This is a genomic window from Allopontixanthobacter sp. (assembly GCF_034376665.1).
Classification (GTDB): domain Bacteria; phylum Pseudomonadota; class Alphaproteobacteria; order Sphingomonadales; family Sphingomonadaceae; genus Allopontixanthobacter.
In genome coordinates, this window is sequence record NZ_JAXMJI010000009.1 from 1 (window position 1) to 21,729 (window position 21,729).

Here is a 21,729-nt window from a genome sequence, read left to right on the forward strand (position 1 = left end):
CGCGATTTCCTTGACGGCGGCTTGCCGATTGGAGGTTGCGTAACAGATATCTTCCGCCTTGGGGCCGACAATGCGCGGAAATTTCTGCCGGAGCGCTTCGACAATGGCGCCGGTATCTTCGACCGACAGCGTGGTCTGGGTCAGGAAAGACAAGTCCGCATCAGGCGCGAAGTCCAGCAACGCGACATCGTCCAGCGTTTCCACCAGCGTCATGTGCCCTTGCGGAACTTGTCCCATGGTGCCGATGACTTCGGGATGACCACGGTGGCCGATGAACAGGATGTGCCGCCCGGCTTCGATCTGGCGTTCCGCCTGGCGGTGGACCTTGCTGACCAACGGGCAGGTGGCGTCGAGATAATCGAGCCCCCGTCGCTGCGCTTCTGCAGGGACCGATTTGGGCACGCCGTGCGCGCTGAAAACCACCGGCGCTCCGTCCGGCACCTCGTCCAGTTCTTCGACGAAGATCGCGCCTTTGGCCTTCAGGCAGTCGACGACAAATTGATTGTGGACAATCTCGTGACGGACATAAATCGGGCTGCCATAACGTGCCAGCGCGCGTTCAACGATCTCGATCGCGCGGTCTACGCCGGCGCAAAAGCCGCGCGGAGCCGCTATCAGCAGGGTCAGCGCAGGGCGCGTGTCCGTGCCCAAGCCGGAACCAGTGCCGGAACCTCGGCCAGTGCGGGATTTATGCAAGGGAGCGTTCATGTCTCGGCCTCTAGCGCTTTGCGGTCCGGCCCGCTAGGGCCACGTTATACGCTGGCCCGCCTGGGTGAAGTAATTCGATTGCCTGAGGATCTCCCGATGACGCCTAACCGCCCGTTTCTTCTGACTGTCCTTCCTGTTGCAGGGGCCGCTGCCATGCTGGCCGGATGCGCGCGGGAGGGGGAGCTGGTGATTGATCAGGGGGTGGGAATATCCGCGATTCGCTCCGTCTGCCCCGCGGTGGGCGTGCCCGATTTCACGGGTGATATTACCACATTCCGCACAGCAGGTGACCGGACTGCCGCGAATATGGATGTCACCGCTTCCATCACCAACGTGCGCACCTCGTGCAACGACACGGGCGAGAAGGTTTATTCCGAAGCCACTTTCGATGTTCTAGCCCGCCGAACCGGCACAGCCGGTGCCCGCCGTGTCGAACTGCCGTACTATTCCGCGGTGCTTCGCGGCGGCAGCGCGGTCCAGGCCAAGCGAATCGGCACCGTGGTGATCAATTTTGCCGATGGGCAGGAGCGCGCTCAGGCCAGTGCGAAAGCCGGTGCCTTCGTGGACCGCGCCGAAGCGACCCTGCCGCCGGAAATCCGGGAACAGATCACCCGCCGCCGCCGCGCAGGGGATGTCGATGCGGCTCTCGATCCACTGGCCGATCCGCAGGTGAAGGCCGCCCTGGCCCGCGCCACCTTCGAATTGCTGATCGGCTTTCAGCTGACCGAAGAACAGCTGGCCTATAACGCCACACGTTAACCCCCCGCTAGATTGGGTTTGACTTAAGGGCAGGTTTCGCTCGGCCGATGCTTGCGATTCCGGCGGGTTCGTCTAACCGCTCTGGTCATGTCCAAGCCAACCGAAACGTCCCCGCTGCAAACCCTTCACTCCGCTTTTGCGGAGAAGGTGGATGCAATTCTGAATGCCCTCGAGATGGAAGGGGCCCTGCCTCCGGGCAGCCCGCGCGGAAATGTCGCGGTGGAGCCGCCGCGCGATCCCGCCCACGGTGATTTGGCGACCAACGCTGCCATGGTGCTGGCGAAGCAGGCCAAGACCAATCCCCGCGAACTGGCGGCCCGGATTGTGGAGAAACTCGAAGCCGATCCGGACGTCGAATCGGCGGAAATCGCCGGCCCGGGCTTCATCAACCTGCGTCTGTCCGACGCCGCATGGCGCGCCGAACTGCTGGCAATTGCGACGCTCGGCCCGGATTATGGCCGGTCCGATTTCGGCGAGGGCATGACGGTGAATGTCGAATATGTCTCCGCCAATCCGACCGGCCCGATGCATATGGGCCATTGCCGCGGCGCTGTGGTGGGCGATGCGCTGGCGACCCTGCTGGAGTTTGCCGGGCACAAGGTCATTCGCGAATATTACGTCAACGATGCCGGATCGCAGGTCGATACGCTCGCCCGGTCCGTCCATCTGCGCTACCGCGAGGCGCTGGGCGATACCATCGGCGCCATCCCGGAGGGGCTGTACCCGGGCGATTATCTGGTGCCGGTAGGCGAGGCGCTGGCCAAGGAACTCGGAGACCGTTTCAAAGATGCGGGTGAAGAGCACTGGCTGCCGATTTTCCGCGCCCATGCCGTCGAGGCGATGATGGACATGATCCGCGCTGATCTGGCTCTGCTCGGTATCAGGCATGATGTGTTCGCATCGGAAGCCGCGCTGCAAATCGCGGGCAAGCCGGCAGAAGCGGAAGCATGGCTGCGTCAGCATGGTCTGGTTTTCGACGGGGTCCTCGAAGCGCCCAAGGGCAAGGTTCTCGACGATTGGGAAGCGGTCGAACTGCCTCTGTTCCGATCCACCCGGTTCGGCGACGATCAGGACCGGCCGATCCGCAAGTCCGACGGGAACTGGACCTATTTCGGAGCGGATCTGGCGTACCACATGCAAAAGGCCGAAGCCGCCGATGCGTTGATCGACATCTGGGGCGCCGACCATTCGGGCACTGTAAAGCGGATCAAGGCCGCCGTGGCAGCGCTGGGTGAAGGGCAGGGCAAGGCGATCCCGTTCGACGTGAAACTGGTCCAGATGGTCCAGCTGATGCGCGCGGGTGAGCCGGTGAAGATGTCTAAACGATCCGGAAATTTCATCACCATTGCCGATATGGTGGAAGAGGTCGGCAAGGATGTCGTGCGCTTCACCATGCTCAGCCGGAAACCCGAAGCACAAATGGAATTCGATTTCGCCAAGGTGGTGGAGGCGTCGAAGGACAATCCGGTGTTCTATGTCCAGTATGCCAGTGCACGGATCCATTCGACCTTGCGCAAGGGAGCGGCCGAAGGCTTCGCTCCCTCGCCCGATCACATTGCCGATCTGGGCTCCGAAGAACTTGATCTGGTCAAATACGCGGCGCAGTTTCCGCGGGTTGTCGAGGCAGCCGCGCAAGCCCGCGAACCGCACCGGCTGGCGTTTTATCTCTATGAACTCGCGGGCGAGTTTCATGCCTATTGGAACCTGGGTAACGATAATGCGTCCAAACGGTTCATCGTGGCACAGGACCCTGATTTGAGCGGGGCGAGGCTTTTCCTTGCCAGCCAGATCGGGCAGGTCCTGCGCAATGGTCTCGCCCTGCTCGGGGTTGAGGCGGTGGAGGAGATGTAAGCAATGTCGGGCTTGGAAGGAAACGGCCGCGAAGGCGACGAGCCTATCGAAACCGGTGCGCGAGGCGGATATTCCGACCACGACGTCGAGGAGCTGTCCCTTGTCGACGAAGACGAGCCGCTACCGTGGCTTGAAACGAGCGACTACGGGGAGGAGGATGAAGGAGTTGATACCGGCCGGATCGTCGGCTTTGTCCTGATCGCGGCGCTCGCGCTGATTGCCCTGTTCGGAGCGATCTGGTTCTTTTCCAATCGCGAGACCAATGGCGATATCGTCGCCGACGGCAGCACCATCGAAGCGCCCCCGGGCCCGGTGAAGCAGCGCCCGGAAGATCCCGGCGGCCGCAACTTCGCCGGAACGGGCGACGTCGCGCCGGCGGTGAGCGAGGGCCAGACCCGCGAAGGCCGGATCGCCGAGAAGATCGTGCCCCAACCGGGCGTAGCTCCAGTCACGCCGGAAAGCACCAAGCCAGTGGATGTGAAAACCGGAGCCGAAGCTTCGGCAACCAGCGGCGGCGGTGTTGCCGTCCAGGTCGGGGCTTATTCGAACAAGGCCGGTGCGGAGACCGGCTGGAACGCGCTCAACCGCCAGACCGACGCGCTCCAGGGCTACAAATACCGGATTGTCGAGGGCCAGGCCGACATCGGTACGGTGTACCGCTTGCAAGCCATGGCCGGCGATGCGGCCGCCGCCAGGAGCCTGTGCGCCGCTCTGCGCGCTGATGGGCTTGCCTGCCAGGTCAAATAGCCGGCGTACCCGCTCGGCAGGTTGCCCAAATCACGTTCCGGCGGACAGTGTATCCACATTGCCGGCGTGGTGACAGCTTGCGGTGCAGGCGTATTCCTGCGACTTTCGCCGTATGACACCTGCCATTTTCGGTATCGCGGGCCACAGCCTTACTGCAGAGGAACGCGGGTTCTTTCGGGCGGCCGATCCGGCGGGCTATATCCTGTTCGGGCGGAATTGCGATACGCCCCAGCAGGTCCGCGCGCTGACCGACGAACTGCGCGATCTGCACGGGCGGGACCGGCTGTTCATCTGCATCGACCAGGAAGGCGGCCGGGTGGCCCGCCTGCGTCCGCCGCATTGGGCGGGTTTTCCAGCGGGCGAAGTGTTCGACCGGCTGTACGATATCGCCCCGGCCAGCGCGATCGAAGCGGCGAGGGCCAACGCCGAAGCGCTGGGGATCGAATTGTCGGAAGCCGGAATCACGGTCGATTGCCACCCTCCGCTCGACGTCCGTCAGCCCGGTGCGCATGATGTAATCGGTGACCGGGCGCTGGGTTCGGAGCCGCTGCGAGTGGCAGCGCTGGGCCGCGCGATTCTCGATGGTCTGGCAAGTGCGGGCGTGGCGGGCTGCATCAAGCATATGCCCGGCCATGGACGGACCACTACCGACACGCACAAGGAAATGCCCACCGTCACCGCGAGCGACGCGGACCTAGAGGTCGATCTAGCACCGTTCAAGGCATTGGCAGACGCGCCCATCGGGATGACCGGACATTTGCTGTTCACTGCGTGGGATGCGGACAATCCGGCGACCTTGTCCCCCTATGTGATCGAAACGATAATTCGTCAGCGGATCGGATTTGACGGACTGCTGCTTACCGACGACATCGATATGCAAGCCTTGTCAGGGACTATTCCGGAGCGCGCCGAACAGGCGCTTGCCGCGGGCTGCGACCTGGTGCTGAATTGCTGGGCGAAAATGGATGATATGGAGGGGATTGCCGGGCGACTGGCTGCAATGTCGGGCGTAACTGCGGCGCGGCTCGAGCGGGCGCTGGGCGGAACCCGGATCGATGGACCATGGAGCGACAAGGCGGAACTGCTCGCACGGCGGGACGCGCTGTTCGCTGCTGCGGGGGCCACGGCATGAGCGCTCCGGAACTGATGCTCGATTTGCATGTGGAATCGGCGGAGGACGACTGGTCCGGTCCCGGCTGCGCGCCGGACGACGATGCGGCGCTTTATCTCGAACTCGATGGCTGGGAAGGCCCGCTGGACCTGCTGCTCGACCTTGCCCGGCGGCAAAAGGTGGATCTCCGATCGATTTCAATCCTGGCGCTGGTCGACCAATATCTGAATTATATCAATCGCGCGGAAGCCATGCGGCTGGAACTGGCGGCGGATTATCTGGTGATGGCGGCATGGCTCGCCTATCTCAAATCATCGCTGCTGCTGCCGAAGGAAGAACAGGAAGAGCCCGGACCGGAAGAACTGGCAATGCGGCTGCAATTGCGGCTCCAACGACTGGGCGCGATGCGGGAGGCTGCGGCGCGGCTGATGGCGCGGGACCGGATCGGGCGCGATGTCTTCCTGCGCGCCTCTCCCGAAGGTTTGCGGATCGATCGCCGGACCCTTTGGGAATGCGACTGGTTTGCGCTGGTGCAGGCATACGGCCAGGTGAAGGCGCGGACGGCGCCGGCGGTGCACATGGTCCGCAACCGTCCGGTCATGACGCTGGAAAGCGCGCTCGACCGGGTTTCGGCGATGCTGGGCGTGACCCTGGACTGGATGCTGCTGGAGGAATTCCTGCCGCCCCATGCAGAACCGCGCCTGCGCCGTTCCGCACTCGCGTCCAGCTTCGTCGCGGCGCTGGAACTGGCGCGGACCGGCCGGGCGGAGCTGGCCCAAGACGTGATCTTCGGCCCGCTCCGGTTGCGGCGGGTGCCCGCATGAATTCCGGCCCCGGCGAGTTGCAGCGGGCGGTCGAGGCGACACTCTTTGCATCGGAAACGCCGATGAGTGTGGAGGCCCTGTCGGCCCATCTCGGTGATGCCGCGCCCGGTGATATCCGCGCTGCCTTGCAGGACATCGCGGCCGATTACGCGCCGCGCGGTATCCATCTGGTCGAGCGGGCCAGGCGGTGGCACTTCGAAACCGCGCCGGATCTCGCCCATTTGCTGCGGCGGGAGCGCGAACAGGTCCGTCGCCTGTCGCGCGCCGCGACCGAAGTGCTCGCGATCATTGCCTATCACGAGCCGGTCAGCCGGGCGGAGATCGAATCGATCCGCGGGGTACAAACCGCGAAGGGCACCCTCGATGTCCTGCTGGAAGCGGGCTGGGCGCGTGTGGCCGGACGCCGTGAAGTGCCGGGCCGCCCGGTGATTTACGCGACGACTCCGGAATTCCTCGAGCATTTCGGCCTCTCGTCGCGCCGGGACCTGCCGGGCATCGATGAATTGCGCGCGACCGGCTTGCTCGACCCGGTCGACGAGGCCTATGATGCCCTTACCGGCGATGACGACGGTTTCGGCGTTACGGACGCGCAGGAAAGCACCGATCATCGGGCGGACTGACGGCGCGATTGCGGCCCGGTCAAACGGCGCTGGAATATGCTCGGGTAAGCGCCTATATCGGGTAAACACTCAATCGGAAGGTTCATCATGTCGCTTGGCCCCTGGCAGCTGATTATCATCGCGCTGGTTATCCTTGTCCTGTTCGGACGGGGCCGGATCTCCGAAATGATGGGCGACTTCGGTAAGGGAATCAAAAGCTTCAAACAGGGCATGAACGAAGAGGACAATGGTTCGGGCAAACCGGCACAGCGGATTGAAGGGCCGACCGTGGATACCAGTCCTGCTTCCACGCCGAAGACCGAACAGGGCGCAGCGGATAAATCCGATCCGCGGGGGTAATCCGCCCACCTGTTTTCTGGCCCCTGATCGTTAAGGCGAGCCGTTCGAATGTTTGATATTGGCGCAAGCGAACTGCTGGTCATTGTGATCGTGGCCGTGCTGGTCATCGGTCCCAAGGATTTGCCGCTTGCGTTGCGTACGGCAGGGCGCTGGATCGGGAAAATCCGCCGTGTTTCCGCGCAATTCCGCTCTGGTTTCGACGCCATGGTGCGCGAAGCTGAAATGGAGGAAATGGAAAAGAAGTGGCGCGAGCAGAACGCCAGGATCATGGCCGAAAATCCCGATAACCCCGGAGGCGAGGGCGGACCGGACGACACGAATTCTGTGATGACCCCGCTTGCGGCTTCCGCTGAAGGCAAGACAGTTGCACCGGAATCAGGCCTGGCCGCTGGCGTCGCTGCGGAGGGGGTAAACTCCGGCGAAGTCGAAGCCAGCCGAGACGAACCTATGTTGCCGCTGGGCAAGCCGGAAGGGCAATAGACAGCCGTGGCCATCAAGATCCGCGATATCGACGAAACCCAGGCTCCGCTGCTCGATCATTTGATCGAATTGCGAAGCCGGTTGATGCGCTGTGTGCTGGCGTTGGTGGTGGCGTTTGCCGGGTGCTTTGTTTTTGCCAATGAGATCCTCGGATTCCTGGTCCGGCCGTTAACGCAGGCGTTTCCTCCTGGAACGGGCCAGCTGATCTTCACTCAGCTTTACGAAGTGTTTTTCGTCGAATTGAAGGTGGCCCTGTTCGCCGGGTTCTTCGTCAGCTTCCCGATCATCGCGAACCAATTATGGGCCTTCGTCGCGCCGGGGCTGTATGCGAAGGAAAAGAAGGCCTTCCTGCCGTTCCTGATTGCGACCCCGGTGCTGTTTACGGCTGGCGCTGCGCTGGCTTATTTCGTGGTCATGCCCACCGCGTTCAAATTCTTCCTCGGGTATGAGGGAACTGCCGGCGGACTGAAGATCGAGGCGCTTCCTTCGGCGGGCGAGTATCTGGCGCTGGTGATGCAGTTTATCCTGGCATTCGGGATCAGCTTCCTGCTGCCGGTCCTGCTGCTGCTGCTCAACCGTGCCGGGATTGTCTCGCGTGCGCAGCTATCCGGCGCACGGCGTTACATAATTGTCCTGGTCCTGCTTCTGGCTGCAATAGTGACACCGCCCGACCCTGGGTCGCAGTTGATTCTGGCGATACCCTTGCTGCTGCTGTTCGAAGGTTCGCTGGCAATCATGTGGTTGGGGGAGCGGCGTGACCGCAAGGCTGAAGAAGAGCCGTCCGCCGAGAAGACTCAGGAAACCTAGTCTACCCCCGTTCGCATCAGCGCGCCGCCGGGCAGGAATTCGCCGTCGCAGCATAGATACCGCGACTCGGCGCAAAAAAAACGGGGCCGCGAGGCCCCGTTTTCAATTCCCGGATTGAACCGGATTATGCGCTAATTGGTTCGTCATCACCGCCATCGGCGGCGATAATGATACCGGCAATCACGGCTGCAGCAGCCAGAATTGCGATAATGATGCCTGAACCGCCTTCGAGATCACTCTCTTCCTGAGCGACAGGAGCGGAAACGCGATCGGCAGATGCCGACTGAGCGAGTGCTGGCGAAGCAGCAAGCGAAAGAGCAGCTGTTGCGGCAAGCAGATTACGGAACTTCATTTGATTAGTCTCCTCAGAGCTTCTGATTTTTTAAACTCATCGGCCTGTTAGGCCAGCCAGCTTCGGGTGGCAACCCCATTGGTAACAATAAAGGCGTTCTGTGCCAAAATTGTGACACCTTTACGGCCTCTTAGCGAAATAGCCCTGTTTGCCCGAAGGTCCAGCGCCAACTTGGTAATAGCAACACTTGAGCAGCCACGGGTAGCCACGCAACGGTTAAATTTGTCTAAAAATTCGGCCTGACCAGGTCTTAAATCACCTCGAAGGTCAATTGCCACGTTCCCCGCCAGCCGAGTCGTAGACGCGCTCACCTCCGACCCAGGTTTGCAGGACCTTGAGGGAGCGGATTTCTTCCGGGCTGGATAAAAGCAGGTCGCGATCGACCAGCAGGAAATCGGCCCGCTCGCCTTCTACCAGGCGGCCGAAGCGCCCTTCTGCAAAGCCTGCATAAGCGCCGCCGTAGGTAAAGGCCGCAAGTGCCTGTTCGCGGTTGACCCGTTCCTGTGGCTGCCAGCCGCCGAAGGGCTGTCCGGCGGCATCCGTCCGGGTAAAGGCGGTCGCAAGTCCCGCGAATGGATCGACCGACTCGACAGGTGCGTCCGACCCGAAGGCGAGGCGCGCGCCCGTATCCGCAATACTGTTCCAGGCGTAGGCTCCGGCCAGGCGGCCCTGGCCCAGCCGCGCCTCCGCCATGGTGCGGTCCGACGTCTGGTGAACCGGCTGCATCGACGCGATGATCCCGTGTCTGCCGAACAGCGCCAATTCTGCCGGATCGACGACCTGCGCGTGTTCGATGCGCCAGCGCCGGTCCCCCTGATAGGTGCCGGACATATCCTCGATCGCACCGAGTACTTCGGAATTTGCCGCATCGCCGATGGCGTGGATCGCCACCTGGAATTTATCCAGCGCGGCCCGGCTCATCAGATTGCGCAATTGCGACGAATTCATCGACGGCAGACCGACATTTCCCGCATCGTCCGCATAGGGCTGTTTCAGCCATGCTCCGCGCGAACCCAGCGCACCGTCGAGATACAGTTTTACCCCATTGAGGCGCAGTTTGTCGTCATAAAGCCAGGGGGACGGTCCGGGTCCGCCGATCAGTTCCATCGCCTCCACGCCCGCGGCGTAGGACATGATCCGCATCTTGAGTGAGCCCTTGTCACCGGCCCGGCGAAAGCTTTGCCAATCCTCGATGGTGGTGCCCATATCGGCGACCGCGGTCACGCCGCTTCGGAGCATGATGTTCTGCGCTTCCTGCAGCGCGAGGTCCCGGTCCTCGGGGCGCGGGCGAGGGATTTTGCTGGCGACCAGACCCATCGCTTCGTCGACGAAAATCCCCGACGGTTCGCGCGAGCCGGAAGTCCGCTCGATACGTCCGCCCACCGGGTCCTTGCTCGCGGCATTGGCCCCCGAAAGGGCAATTGCGGCGCTGTTGGCCCAACCGGCATGGCCGTCAACCCGCTCCAGCCAGACCGGCCGGTCGGAAACCACGGCGTCCAGTTCTGCAGCGGTAGGGAAACGGCCGAGGCCCCATTTCTCCTGGTTCCAGCCGGTTCCGACAATCCAGCGCCGTCCCGGGTTTTCCGCAGCGTAGGCAGCGATCTTCGCCTGCGCTTCGGCGAGGGATGCGGTGCCCGACAGGTCGAGCGTCAGGGCTGCGAACCCGATGCCCAACACGTGGGCGTGGGCGTCGATCATCCCCGGAACGAGATATTGTCCCTTGCCGTCGAGCAGATAATCGACCCCGCTGGGGCGGCGGTCGCCGCGCTTCAGGACCAGTTTTACCTTGCCGTCATCGTCGATCCACAAGCCGGTGAAGCGATCGATCTTGCCCTCTTCGTCGATGGTGACGCCTTGCACATTGTCGACCAGCGTATCCGCCGCTGCCGGCGCGGCGATGCCGAGCGCAAGGGCGGCGGCACAGACCGACGCGAGCCAGGTGAGGCGATCGGCAGCGATTGAGGCGATCAGGGCTTGTTTCATCAGGTGTTTCCTCGGGGCAGGCGGCGGATCAGCGAGCTGGTGTCGAGCCTGCCCCCGCCATCGTTTTGAATTTCAGCATAGAATTCGTCCACCATCGCGGTCACCGGCGAATCGAGACCGAGCCGGCCGGCTTCTTCCAGCGCATAGCCCAGATCCTTGCGCATCCAGTCGACCGCGAAGCCGAACTCGAATTCGTCTTTGACCATGGTCGGCCAGCGGTTTTCCATCTGCCAGCTTTGCGCGGCGCCGCCGGAGATCGCTTCCAGGACCTTGTCGGTATCGAGACCCGCAGCAACCGTCAGGCGGATCGCTTCACTCAGTCCCTGCAGGATGCCGGCGATGCACATCTGGTTGGCCATCTTGGCGGTCTGGCCGGCACCGCACTCTCCGACATGGACAATGCGTGCACCGTAAGCGCCCATCACCGGCCGGGCCCGCTCGACCGCTTCTTCGGTTCCGCCGCACATGATCGCCAGCTTGCCATTGACCGCGCCCGCCTGTCCGCCCGAAACCGGCGCATCGACGGCCAGGAAGCCATTGCTCTCCGCCGCCGCGCACAGTTCGCGGGCCATGTTGGCGGAAACAGTTGTGTGGTCGATGAACAGTGCGCCCGGTTCAATGGCGGAGAACGCTCCGCCCTCTCCGAGCGTAACCTCGCGCACATCCTCGTCATTACCGACGCAGGTGATGACCACTTCGGCGTGTTTCGCTGCGAGAGCCGGCGTGTCGACAATCGTGGCATTTCGGCCCAAATCGCCTTGAGCCGCGAGCCAGCTTTCGGCCCGGCTGCGGGTGCGGTTGAAAACTGCGAGCCGGCGGCCGGCGGCGAGCAGGTGGCCAGCCATCGGTCCGCCCATCACGCCCAGTCCGATGAATGCGATTTTACCTTGCTCGATCATCGGGGCGGAATGCGTCAAGACGCCGCGCAAAGCAAATCCATTGGCGGAAAAGATAATACCATCGCGAGGAAAATGTCCGCCCCTGTTTCCCCGCTGCAACAAATCGCCTATCGGGATCGGATGAACTCCACTCATGCCCTGTCGCCCGCGAACGCCAACCCTGACGCTGCGGCATCCCGCGATCACCCGTGCGATGCACCGATCGAAGCGCTTTCGATCGAGAGTATCCGCGCTGCAGCGGACCGGATCAGGGATGCGGTCGTGCGCACCCCCACGATGCACAGCATCACCCTGTCAGAGATGGCTGGCGCGGAAATCTGGCTTAAATTCGAGAATCTGCAATTTACCGCAGCCTACAAGGAACGCGGCGCGCTCAACGCACTGTTGCTGATGGACCCGCAGCGGCGCGCTCGCGGCGTGATTGCAGCCTCGGCAGGCAATCATTCGCAGGGCCTCAGTTTCCACGGACGCCGCCTGGGCGTGCCGGTTACCATCGTTATGCCGCGCACCACCCCGACGGTTAAGGTCATGCAGACCGAAAGCGTCGGAGGAAAGGTGGTTCTGGAAGGCGAGACGTTCGACGAAGCATACGCCCATGCGCGCCAGCTGGAGGCCGAACTCGGGCTTACATTCGTCCACCCGTTCGATGATCCCGCCGTCGCTTCGGGCGCAGGAACGGTTGCGCTGGAAATGTTCGCCGACGCCCCCGATCTCGATTGCATCGTGACCCCGATCGGCGGCGGCGGGCTGATTTCGGGCATGGCCACGGTTGCCCGTGCGCTGAAGCCCGAGATGAAGGTCTACGGCGTGCAGGCGGCGCTGTTTCCGTCGATGTATGCGAAGATAAAGGGCACGGAAATGCCCTGTAGCGGGGACACGCTGGCAGAGGGCATCGCGGTCAAATATCCGGGCGAATTCACCTCGCGCGTGGTTGCCGACCGGGTCGATGATATATTGTTGGTTGAGGAAGCCGCGCTGGAGAAAGCGGTCTCGCTGCTGCTGCAGATCGAGAAGACCGTTGTCGAAGGGGCGGGTGCCGCCGGCCTCGCCGCCGTACTCGCTCATCCCGAAAAATTCGCCGGCCGCAAGATTGGCCTGGTCCTGTGCGGCGGCAATATCGACACCCGTCTGCTGGCGAACGTGCTGCTGCGCGATCTGGCGCGGTCGGGCCGCCTCGCCCGCTTGCGGATCACCCTGCAGGACCGCCCCGGATCGCTGTACAAGGTCATGAGTGCGTTCAGCGAGCACAACGTGAATATAATCGAGATCTATCACCAGCGGATCTTCACCAACCTGCCGGCGAAGGGGCTGATCACCGATATCGAATGCGAAGCGAGGGACAGCGAGCAGCTCGATGCGCTCGTTCAGTCGCTGCGCAATTCGGGTTACGTCGTCAATCCGGTTGAGCTCGACTGACAGCTGACTTCCGGACGATCAGGCCGGTCATATTCGGGAAACTGTGCAAATTATGAATCGGTTAACCGTGTTATATGGTTAAGGACCTTTTACTGACAGATGTGAAATGGCATAGTCGGTTCACGGATTGCGACTTGCACGCGATTCCCTGCCGAAAGGATTTCAGCAACTGTGACGGCACACGTTCGTTTTCCCCGCTTCTTCGTGACGACACCCGCGCCGTGTCCCTATTTGCCGGGGCGCAGTGAGCGCAAGGTGTTCACGGAATTGAAGGGGCCGAATTCGGACCAGTTGAACGAAGCACTTGGCAGGATCGGATTTCGGCGTAGCCAGACTGTCGCCTATCGTCCCAGCTGCAGCAATTGCAGCGCGTGCATTTCAGTGCGGGTGGTCACGGGCGAATTCGAGCCGTCGTCCACGCAGCGCAAGAACCTGCGACGCAACAGCGATCTGATAGCCACCGAGTGCCGTCCCTGGGCGACCGAGGAACAATTCGAATTGCTGCAGCGTTATCTGGGGGCCCGCCATCCCGGCGGCGGCATGGCGTCAATGGACGAGATTGACTATGCAGATATGGTGGAACATACCCCGGTTTCCAGCTATGTTATTGAATATAGAGAGCCAACGGAAAGTGGGGAACCGGGCCGGTTGATTGGGGCTTGTCTGACGGATCGTCAAAGCGACGGTCTTTCGATGATCTATAGTTTTTATGATCCTGAACACGAGGCAAGGTCCGGGCTTGGCAATTACATTATCCTCGATCATATCCGCCGCGCGGAGGAGCAAGGCATGCCCTTCGTTTACCTCGGCTATTGGGTCGAGGGATCGGACAGAATGCAGTACAAGATCCGCTATCGGCCGATGGAACGTCTTACCCGGGATGGATGGCAGAGGTTCTCCCCGGATCAGCAGAATGGACTTATCTGCGAGACCATCCGCAGCGGTGGGCGGGATGTTACTGGACCCAGTCCGGCCAAGGACGGAACCCAGGACCAGTACAAAATTTCATAGCATCGCTTGCAGTTCGGCATTGCGCCGAGCGATTGTCGGCCTGCTGTCCGCATGCGCGCCGCTCTTTCTGCCGGTAATGGCCCAGGATACGCAGGCCCCTGCGCGGCTGGAGGACCTGATCCCCGATTCCGCGGTCGAGAATCCGGAAGAATGGGCGGCAGACGGTGTTTCCACCGAAGCGCAGGCCGATGACTTGGCGGAGCCAGTGCTGGAACCCGATTCGCCGATGGCCGAATTGCCGGCGATGGAGGTGCCGTGGCCCGACCAACAGCTCGACTTGCCCGAACTGGTTCGCCTGCCGCGTGACGAAGCGATCGATTTCGCCGAGCTTGAAAGCATCCAGGATGAGGACGCGGACGATGAGGTCGCGGCGCTGGCCGATGCCCAGCTGGAAGTAGTCAGCGATCAATTGACGCTCGCATTCCCGGTCGAATTGGAGACCTTTCCGGTCCGGGAGGAATTCGTCAGCCGCTTCAAGTCCCTGTCCACAATCCAAAGCCTGTCGGACGAGGAGGGTTCCATCGCGCAGCTCGCCGCACGTGCCCGGGCCGACGAGGACCTGCTCGAGCAATTGCTCGAAATCTATGGCTATTACGACGCCCAAATCATTCGATCCGTGTCGGGTCGGACCGGACTGCGGGACCAAACGGCCGCGGCGGACAGGCCAGCCCAGGACGCACGGCAACCCGAACCCTCGGTCAGGTTCGATATAATTCCCGGCCCTCGCTTCCGATTTGGCGCGATAAACCTGGGCCAGCTCGGCGAGGCCCCCGATGCGACTGCCTTGCGGCAAGAGTTCGGGATCAACACCGGTGATCCGCTTTCGAGTGATGCCATCGTCGAGGAACAGATCGACCTCGATATCGCGCTTGGCGAAACCGGCTATTCGTTTGCCGAGATCAAGGAACCGGAACTTCTGGTCGATCACGCACGGACCGAAGGCGATCTGACCATGATCGTCTTGCCCAAGGGCAAGTATGTTTTCGGAAACGTGATCAGCGATATGCCGGATTTCCTGTCCAGCAAGCATCTGGAAACGATCGCGCGGTTCGACGAAGGTGATATTTATCAGCGCAGCCTGGCGCTCGATCTGCGGCGGGCCATTACCGCCACAGGCCTGGTCTCGACCGTCTCGGTTACGCCGCGCGAAGTAACCCCGCCGACGGGCGATCAGCCCGGAATCGTGGCGATGGACGTTGCGATGACCAAAGCGCCACTGCGCACGATCGCCGGCGCGATCGGCTATGGCACCGAAGAAGGCTTCCGGATCGCCGCCAGCTGGGAACACCGCAATCTGTTCCCTTCGGAAGGGGCGCTGCGAGTGCGCGGGATTATCGGCACAAGGGAACAACTGGCAGGGGTAACCTTCCGCAAGAACAATTTCGGCGGGCGCGACCGGGTGCTGACGCTGGATGCCTATGCATCGACGATCGACACCAACGCGTTCGACGCAAATACCGCGGCGCTGGCGGGGACGTACGAGCGGGTTTCCAACCTGCTGTTCCAGAAGCCCTTCAGCTGGGGGGTCGGTTTCGAACTTCTGGCCACGGACGAGCGGCCCGCCGCCGTGGACGGGATGCAAGAGGAGCGGCAGACCTATCTCATTGCCGCCCTGCCTGTGCGGGGGCTTATCGATTCGACGGATGACCTGCTGGATCCCACCAAGGGGTTCCGGGCTGGTGCCCGTCTTTCACCGGAAATTTCTCGCAGCCAGGGGACGGAGAGCTTCTATCTCCGCAGCCAGGTCGATGCGAGTTACTACAAGCAGATCAACGATAAGGTTGTGCTGGCCACCCGGGCGCGGTTTGGCAGTATCCCGGGTACCTCGCTGGAAAACATAGCGCCTTCGCGCCGCTTTTATGCGGGCGGCGGCAGTTCGGTGCGCGGCTACGGCTATCAGGCGATCGGACCGCAGGACGCACTGGGCGAACCGAGCGGCGGGCGCTCGCTGGTCGAACTCTCTTTCGAAGCGCGCATCAGGACCGGCTTCTTTGACGGCGCGCTGGCTGTCGTGCCGTTCGTCGATGCCGGGTCCGTCGGCACAGGGGCGACGCCGGACTTCGACGACATCCGCATCGGAGCAGGCGTCGGAGTGCGCTATTACACCGGCTTCGGCCCAATCCGCGTCGACGTTGCCACGCCGATCAATCCCGGGCCGGGTGACGGACCGATCGCGGTGTATGTCTCGCTGGGTCAGGCCTTCTGATGGTTGACGCCGTGGAGGACATCCAGCCTCAGGACACGCAAGCAAGTCCGGCGCGGCGTAGCCGCAGCCGCCGCTTGGCGCGGTGGGTCATCGGTTCTCTGGCGGCGCTGGCGTTGCTGCTGGTCGCCGCCTTCGCGCTGCTCAACAGCCCGATCGGCAAGCGGTTCATCGCCGACCAGATCGCCCAGGTCGCCCCGGCGTCGGGTCTGCGGTTCGAGGTCGGCCGGATCGAGGGCGATCTTTTCGGCCAGGCTGTGCTGCACGATGTCGTATTGCTGGACCCCGAGGGCAAATTTCTGACGATCCCGGTGGTGGAGCTGGACTGGCGGCCGCTCAGCTGGATCACCAAGGGGCTGGACATCCGCAACCTGACCGCGCGGCGCGGTACGCTACTGCGTATGCCGGAACTGCTCCCGGGCGATCCGGACGCGCCGATCCTGCCCGATTTCGACATCCGGATCGACCGGTTCGTGATCGATAATCTGACTCTGGCGCCCGGCATTGCCGGAGACGAGGCGCAGCGGGTCAATCTGACGGCACAGAGCGACATTCGCGACGGCAGAGTTTTTCTGAAAGCCGATGGCCGCTTGGGACGGCGGGACCGCATATTCGCCTTGATCGATGCCGAACCCGACGGCGACAAATTCGACATTGAGATGCAGTACATCGCCCCGCAGGACGGGGTGCTCGCCGGAATGCTCGGTGCAGATGCACCCTACAGCGGGGTCATTACCGGCGACGGGACCTGGCGCAGTTGGACCGGTGCCTTGCTGGTCCGCCGGGCGGAAGACCGTGCAGCGGCATTCATGATCACCAATCGCGCCGGGAACTACACGATTTCCGGTCAGGCCTACCCCGCGCCATGGCTGACGGGCCTGCCAGCCAACGCCTTGGGCGAAGCGGTCGGATTGATCGCCAAGGGTACGCTGGAGGACAGCGTGTTGGACGGGAAAATGTGGGTGTTCGGCCGGGCGGTGGAAGCGACTGCCGCGGGCGTCGTCGACCTCGCGGGGAATGCATTCGAGACGCTTGAAGTCGGTGCGCGGTTGACCGATCCGGCGCTGCTTGGACCGGATTTGCGGCTCGAGGGGGCATCACTTGCCGCGACGCTGGATGGCCCCTTCCGCGACCTCGCGATCCCGCACGAATTGTCCATCGAACGTTTCGTATCGGGCGGCACAGTCATAACCGGCATTACCCAGCAGGGAACCGCAACCTACGACGGAACGCGGTGGGTGCTGCCGCTGTCGGCCGAGGTTGCGCGGGTCGCCACCGGCACCGCGCTGATCGATCCGCGGCTGGTAAACGGGCGGCTGAATGGTACCGTGGTCTATTCCGGCAACCGGGTATTATCTGACGATCTCGCGATCGATTTCGCCGATCTGACTGCGCGACTGGCCCTGCAGGGCGATGTGGCGCGCGGGGCCTATGCCTTGGTCGGACCGGTCAATGTTACCGGCCTGGCGCTAGAGAATGTCGGCAATGTCAGCGGCACGGCCAGAATCCTGCTTACCCTGCCGCCCTCAGCGCCGTGGACCCTTGCGGCGGATTTCGACGGGCACATTCCGAATGTCACGAACGACACTCTGGCCAATCTGGCGGGTAATGCGATCGCGTTTCGCGGCGGAGTGACGCTGGGCGGTGCGTCCACTGGCGGTCTCACTCCGCTCGAGTTCCGCAACGTCGTAATCGGGGCGAGCAAACTGTCACTGCGCCTGAATGGCCGGGTCAGCGATGGTACAACCACACTCGCCGGTTCAGGCAACCATACGCAATATGGCGACTTTACCGTCGAGGCGGCAGTCACCGACGCCGGACCCGAAGCAGTTCTGGTGTTCGCCAGCCCGCTGCCGGCAGCGGGTCTGACAGATGTCCGCGTGGCCATCGCGCCAACCGAAGAAGGCTTTGCCATCGAAACCGAAGGCGGATCGATGCTGGGTCCGTTTGCCGGACAGTTGGGGCTTTACGCGCCGGAAGGTGGCCCGACGCGGATCGCGGTTGAAACTCTGACCGTGTGGAAAACCTCCGTTACCGGCGATATCACCTTGTCCGACGCAGGCGCATCGGGTGCGCTCGCGCTCTCGGGCGGCGGTTTGGACGGCACCATAGCGCTGTCACCGCGCGGCGGCGGGCAGGCGTTCGATGTCGACATCCGCGCTCGGCGCGCTTCCTTTGGCGGAGAGACCCCGATCTCCATCGCCCGGGCCGACATCGAGGCAACCGGCCTGTTCCGTTCGAGCGAAGACGCGCTGGAAACCCGCAGCACCATCACCGGCAATATCTATGCAGAGGGCATCAGCTACGGAAGTCTGTTTGTCGGTAAGCTCGCGGCGAGGGCGGATCTGACCAACGGACAAGGGCCGATCACCGCATCGCTTTCCGGCCGCAGGGGCGGGCGGTTCAACCTGCAGATGAATGCCAATGTCGCCCGCGACCGGATCGATCTGGTCGCCAGGGGCGAGTTCGCCGGTCGCCGGATCGGGATGCCCCGCCGCGCGGTCCTTACCAGGCTCGAGGATGGCGGTTGGAGACTGGCGCCGTCGCAGCTTTCCTTCGGCCGCGGATTTGCGCTGGCGGAGGGACGCTTTGGCGGACGCGGGCTGACCGAGCTTGAATTCAAGTTCGCCAATATGCCGCTGTCGCTGGTCGACATCGCAGTAGCCGATTTCGGATTGGGCGGGACCATATCCGGGGTCGTGGATTATCGCGGTCAGGCAGGGCAACTGCCGGTCGGCAGCGCCCGGCTGAAGATCGATAATCTCAGCCGCTCCGGCCTGGTGCTGACCTCCCGGCCGATCGATGTGCTGCTGGTTTCGCGCCTGACCGGTAGAGGGATGGAGACGCGGGCGGTGATCGACGAGGGCGGGGAGCGCCGTGGACGGATGCAGGCGCGGATTACCGATATGCCCGCGTCGGGCGATCTGGTGGCGCGGCTGGAAGCTGGCAATCTGTTTGCACAGCTGCGTTTCGGCGGCCCGGCCGATGCTCTGTGGCGGCTTGCAGCGATCGAGACCTTCGACCTGACCGGGCCGGTTTCGGTGGCGGCGGACGTCACCGGGTCGCTCAACAACCCGCGCGTCCGGGGATCGGTTTCCAGTGACAGCCTGCGGATGCAAAGCGCCCTGTCGGGAACGGATGTGCGGGACATCACCGTGCGCGGCAACTTCGCCGGATCCTTGCTGCGCTTGACCCGCTTCAGCGGCACAGCGGTAAACGGCGGGAGCGTAAGCGGAAGCGGAACGGTGGAGCTGGGGGAAGTGACCACCGTCGGCCCCAAGATCGATATCCGGATTGCTGCCCGCAATGCGCGTCTGCTCGATGCGGCCGGGCTCAGCGCAACCGTGACCGGACCGCTGCGAATCCTGTCGAGCGGTTCGGGCGGGACCATCGCGGGCCGCCTCGAAGTAAACCGCGCGGCATGGACTTTGGGCACGGCAGCCTCGGCGGAAGAATTGCCGCGGATCAAGACCACGCAGATCAACACGGCCGCCGATATTGCACCGACACGGGCGCGTTCGCGGCCATGGCGGTACCTGATCGATGCCCGAGCGCGCAGCCGGGTGGATGTCGACGGGATGGGTCTCGACAGCGAATGGTCCGCTGATATCATCCTGCGCGGCACCACCAGCGATCCGCGGATCGGCGGGGAGGCGAACGTCATCCGCGGCAGCTACAGCTTTGCCGGAACGCGGTTCGAACTGACCGAAGGGGAGATCGATTTCGACGCCAATGTGCCGATCGATCCGCGCCTCAATATCGAGGCCGAGACTTCAGCCGATGGGCTGGATGTCACGGTGAGAGTCCAGGGAAGCGCATTGAAGCCCGAGATTACCTTCAGCTCGGTGCCGGCCCTTCCGGAAGAAGAAATCCTGTCGCGGCTGCTGTTCGGCGGATCGATTACCGAACTTTCCGCCACCGACGCGCTGCAACTGGGCGCAGCTCTGGCAAGCCTGCGCGGGGGCGGCGGAATGGACCCGATCAACCGGTTGCGGACGGCAATCGGTCTGGACCGGCTGAGGATTGTCAGCGCCGATCCCGCCCTCGGGCGCGGCACTGCCGTGGCGGTGGGCAAGAATATCGGACGACGGTTCTATGTCGAGATCATCACCGATGGCGGCGGCTACAGCGCAACCGAGGTGGAATTCCGCGTCACTAGCTGGCTCTCGCTGCTTGCCAGTATTTCCACCATCGGGCGCGAGAGCGTGTCGGCAGAAGTCAGCAAGGATTATTGACGGGGCGAGGGCTTCAACCCCCGGAATAGAGCTTTGCTTCTGCTGCGCGCCGGCGCGTGAGGCCTTTCATCACCCGGCCGCCCGCGCGGTTCCACCGGAAAAATTCCGCCTGCGCCCCGGCGTAGTCCTGCGCCCGGTGCAGGCGCGTCAGGGTTGCGCGCCGGATAGCTCCCGTATTGTAGTGGAAGCACACCAGCGCATCGAATTGCGCCTGCGTGGTGGGCGATCCCCCCAAGGCGTCGCTGACATCGGCGGCATAGCGGCGCAGGTCGGACGCGAGCCGGTCGTCGCACTCCTGCTGCGTCCAGATTGTATCCGGCGCGACACCCGCGCCAGTGGCACCCCATCCGAGGGTCCACGGCTCGGCGCCCGTGCCCGGATCGGGATACGCCTCGAACAATCCGTCAGCCCGCACCCTGGCGCAGCCCTCGAACTGCTTGATCAGCGCAATTCCCGCGGGCGAGACTTCGCGCGGAAACGGTTCGGCCGGAGAGGAAACACCGTCAGTGCTTGGTGAAGCGGCGAGCTCGATTGCCTGATCGAGCTTCATCACATCGGCCTGCACCAGGCCGCGCCCAAGAATCCCGCGCACCGTATCGAAAATCACCTTGCGGTCCATGCTGGAAGCCCTTTCATTCGCTTGAAGGGCGAGAGCAATAGGCATGACAGCACCTTGTAGGAAAATGGTTTTTCCGTTCCGCAGGCTCGGCTCAGAAGGATCTCTCGACTGGCTGGAGAGCAAGATTCCCGTTTTTCGTAAGTGGCCGCAGAGGAATGCTGCGCCCACGCTTACAAGAGACCATAGGACCAACGTAAAATGGCGACCGGAATGATCCAGTCGCCATTTTCTTCATTCAGCAGGTATTGTACAGTCCGGGGATCAGGCGCTGTAATACATATCGTATTCCACCGGACTTGGCGTGGTTTCCAGACGCAGGACGTCTGCCCATTTCAGTTCCATGTAGGATTCGATCTGGTCCTTGGAGAACACGTCGCCCTTGAGCAGGAAGTCGTGATCAATCTCGAGAGCTTCGAGAGCCTCTCTCAGTGAACCGCAAACGGTCGGCACTTCGGCCAGTTCGGCTGGCGGCAGGTCGTAGAGGTTCTTGTCCATCGCTTCGCCCGGGTGGATCTTGTTGGCGATCCCGTCGAGCCCCGCCATCAGCAACGCAGCCGAAGACAGGTAGGGGTTGGCCAGCGGATCGGGGAAGCGGAATTCCACACGCTTGGCCTTCTCGCCCGCACCATAGGGAATACGGCACGAAGCGGACCGGTTGCGCGCGGAATAGGCCAGCAGCACCGGCGCTTCGAACCCGGGCACCAGCCGCTTGTAGCTGTTGGTGGTCGGGTTGGTGAAGGCGTTGAGCGCCTTGGCGTGCTTGAT

At 62.9% G+C, this 21,729-nt stretch carries 18 protein-coding genes and 1 pseudogene; 13 read left to right on the forward strand and 6 right to left on the reverse strand.

Features of this window, described 5'->3' with window-relative positions; translation table 11 throughout:
* Positions 1–708 (reverse strand): 4-hydroxy-3-methylbut-2-enyl diphosphate reductase (gene ispH, locus U0988_RS00900; RefSeq protein ID WP_322290773.1); only part of this gene is annotated, 708 nt, incomplete at its 3' end.
* A 96-nt stretch (positions 709–804) separates the two neighbouring features.
* Here ispH and U0988_RS00905 point away from each other — a divergent pair.
* From U0988_RS00905 to tatC, 9 genes are all read left to right on the forward strand, one after another.
* Positions 805–1,467, forward strand: a complete 663-nt coding sequence (locus tag U0988_RS00905) for a hypothetical protein (RefSeq protein ID WP_322290774.1) — start codon at positions 805–807, stop codon at positions 1,465–1,467.
* A gap of 87 nt (positions 1,468–1,554) precedes the next feature.
* Positions 1,555–3,318 (forward strand): arginine--tRNA ligase, encoded by a 1,764-nt coding sequence (gene argS / locus U0988_RS00910; protein WP_322290775.1) that lies wholly within the window; start codon positions 1,555–1,557, stop codon positions 3,316–3,318.
* 3 nt (positions 3,319–3,321) lie between these two features.
* The gene (locus U0988_RS00915) at positions 3,322–4,065 is read left to right on the forward strand and encodes an SPOR domain-containing protein (RefSeq protein ID WP_322290776.1); all 744 of its coding nucleotides are present in this window, start codon (positions 3,322–3,324) and stop codon (positions 4,063–4,065) included.
* Positions 4,066–4,177: 112 nt separating this feature from the next.
* The gene (gene nagZ / locus U0988_RS00920) at positions 4,178–5,197 is read left to right on the forward strand and encodes a beta-N-acetylhexosaminidase (protein ID WP_322290777.1); all 1,020 of its coding nucleotides are present in this window, start codon (positions 4,178–4,180) and stop codon (positions 5,195–5,197) included.
* Entirely contained in the window at positions 5,194–6,000 is an 807-nt protein-coding gene (locus tag U0988_RS00925; protein ID WP_322290778.1) for a ScpA family protein, read from the forward strand. The genes nagZ and U0988_RS00925 overlap by 4 nt, the downstream gene beginning before the upstream one ends.
* The gene (scpB, locus tag U0988_RS00930; RefSeq protein ID WP_322290779.1) at positions 5,997–6,620 is read left to right on the forward strand and encodes an SMC-Scp complex subunit ScpB; all 624 of its coding nucleotides are present in this window, start codon (positions 5,997–5,999) and stop codon (positions 6,618–6,620) included. The genes U0988_RS00925 and scpB overlap by 4 nt, the downstream gene beginning before the upstream one ends.
* A gap of 87 nt (positions 6,621–6,707) precedes the next feature.
* Complete coding sequence (gene tatA / locus U0988_RS00935; protein ID WP_322290780.1) at positions 6,708–6,959, forward strand: twin-arginine translocase TatA/TatE family subunit; 252 nt, start codon at positions 6,708–6,710, stop codon at positions 6,957–6,959.
* Positions 6,960–7,007: 48 nt separating this feature from the next.
* Positions 7,008–7,439: a Sec-independent protein translocase protein TatB gene (gene tatB, locus U0988_RS00940; protein ID WP_322290781.1), complete on the forward strand. Its 432-nt coding sequence runs from the start codon at positions 7,008–7,010 to the stop codon at positions 7,437–7,439.
* A gap of 6 nt (positions 7,440–7,445) precedes the next feature.
* On the forward strand, positions 7,446–8,246 hold the full coding sequence (tatC, locus tag U0988_RS00945) for a twin-arginine translocase subunit TatC (RefSeq protein WP_322290782.1): 801 nt from the start codon (positions 7,446–7,448) through the stop codon (positions 8,244–8,246).
* A gap of 124 nt (positions 8,247–8,370) precedes the next feature.
* Here tatC and U0988_RS00950 read toward each other — a convergent pair whose 3' ends face one another.
* The 3 genes from U0988_RS00950 to U0988_RS00960 form a co-directional block, all read right to left on the reverse strand.
* A complete protein-coding gene (locus U0988_RS00950) occupies positions 8,371–8,598 on the reverse strand; it encodes a hypothetical protein (RefSeq protein ID WP_322290783.1) in 228 nt (75 codons plus the stop codon).
* A gap of 267 nt (positions 8,599–8,865) precedes the next feature.
* Entirely contained in the window at positions 8,866–10,581 is a 1,716-nt protein-coding gene (locus U0988_RS00955; protein WP_322290784.1) for an amidohydrolase, read from the reverse strand.
* Positions 10,581–11,480 carry an NAD(P)-dependent oxidoreductase gene (locus U0988_RS00960; RefSeq protein WP_322290785.1) on the reverse strand — a complete coding sequence of 300 codons (900 nt, stop codon included), beginning with the start codon at positions 11,478–11,480 and terminating at the stop codon, positions 10,581–10,583. The genes U0988_RS00955 and U0988_RS00960 overlap by 1 nt, the downstream gene beginning before the upstream one ends.
* A gap of 120 nt (positions 11,481–11,600) precedes the next feature.
* Between U0988_RS00960 and U0988_RS00965 the strand changes: the two genes are divergently transcribed.
* The 4 genes from U0988_RS00965 to U0988_RS00980 all read left to right on the forward strand — a co-directional run bounded on the left by U0988_RS00965 (position 11,601) and on the right by U0988_RS00980 (position 20,345).
* The gene (locus tag U0988_RS00965) at positions 11,601–12,896 is read left to right on the forward strand and encodes a threonine ammonia-lyase (RefSeq protein ID WP_322290786.1); all 1,296 of its coding nucleotides are present in this window, start codon (positions 11,601–11,603) and stop codon (positions 12,894–12,896) included.
* A 171-nt stretch (positions 12,897–13,067) separates the two neighbouring features.
* Positions 13,068–13,907: an arginyltransferase gene (locus U0988_RS00970; protein WP_322290787.1), complete on the forward strand. Its 840-nt coding sequence runs from the start codon at positions 13,068–13,070 to the stop codon at positions 13,905–13,907.
* Between the two features lie 76 nt (positions 13,908–13,983).
* On the forward strand, positions 13,984–16,113 hold the full coding sequence (locus tag U0988_RS00975) for an autotransporter assembly complex protein TamA (RefSeq protein WP_322290788.1): 2,130 nt from the start codon (positions 13,984–13,986) through the stop codon (positions 16,111–16,113).
* Complete coding sequence (locus U0988_RS00980; RefSeq protein ID WP_322290789.1) at positions 16,113–20,345, forward strand: translocation/assembly module TamB domain-containing protein; 4,233 nt, start codon at positions 16,113–16,115, stop codon at positions 20,343–20,345. Before U0988_RS00975 ends, U0988_RS00980 begins: the two co-directional genes overlap by 1 nt.
* Positions 20,346–20,358: 13 nt before the next feature.
* On the opposite strand, the gene U0988_RS00985 is transcribed toward U0988_RS00980, so the two are convergent.
* On the reverse strand, positions 20,359–20,964 hold the full coding sequence (locus tag U0988_RS00985) for a lysozyme (RefSeq protein WP_322290790.1): 606 nt from the start codon (positions 20,962–20,964) through the stop codon (positions 20,359–20,361).
* Between the two features lie 261 nt (positions 20,965–21,225).
* Positions 21,226–21,729: pseudogene (gene glnA / locus U0988_RS00990) on the reverse strand (glutamine synthetase); the annotation flags it as partial.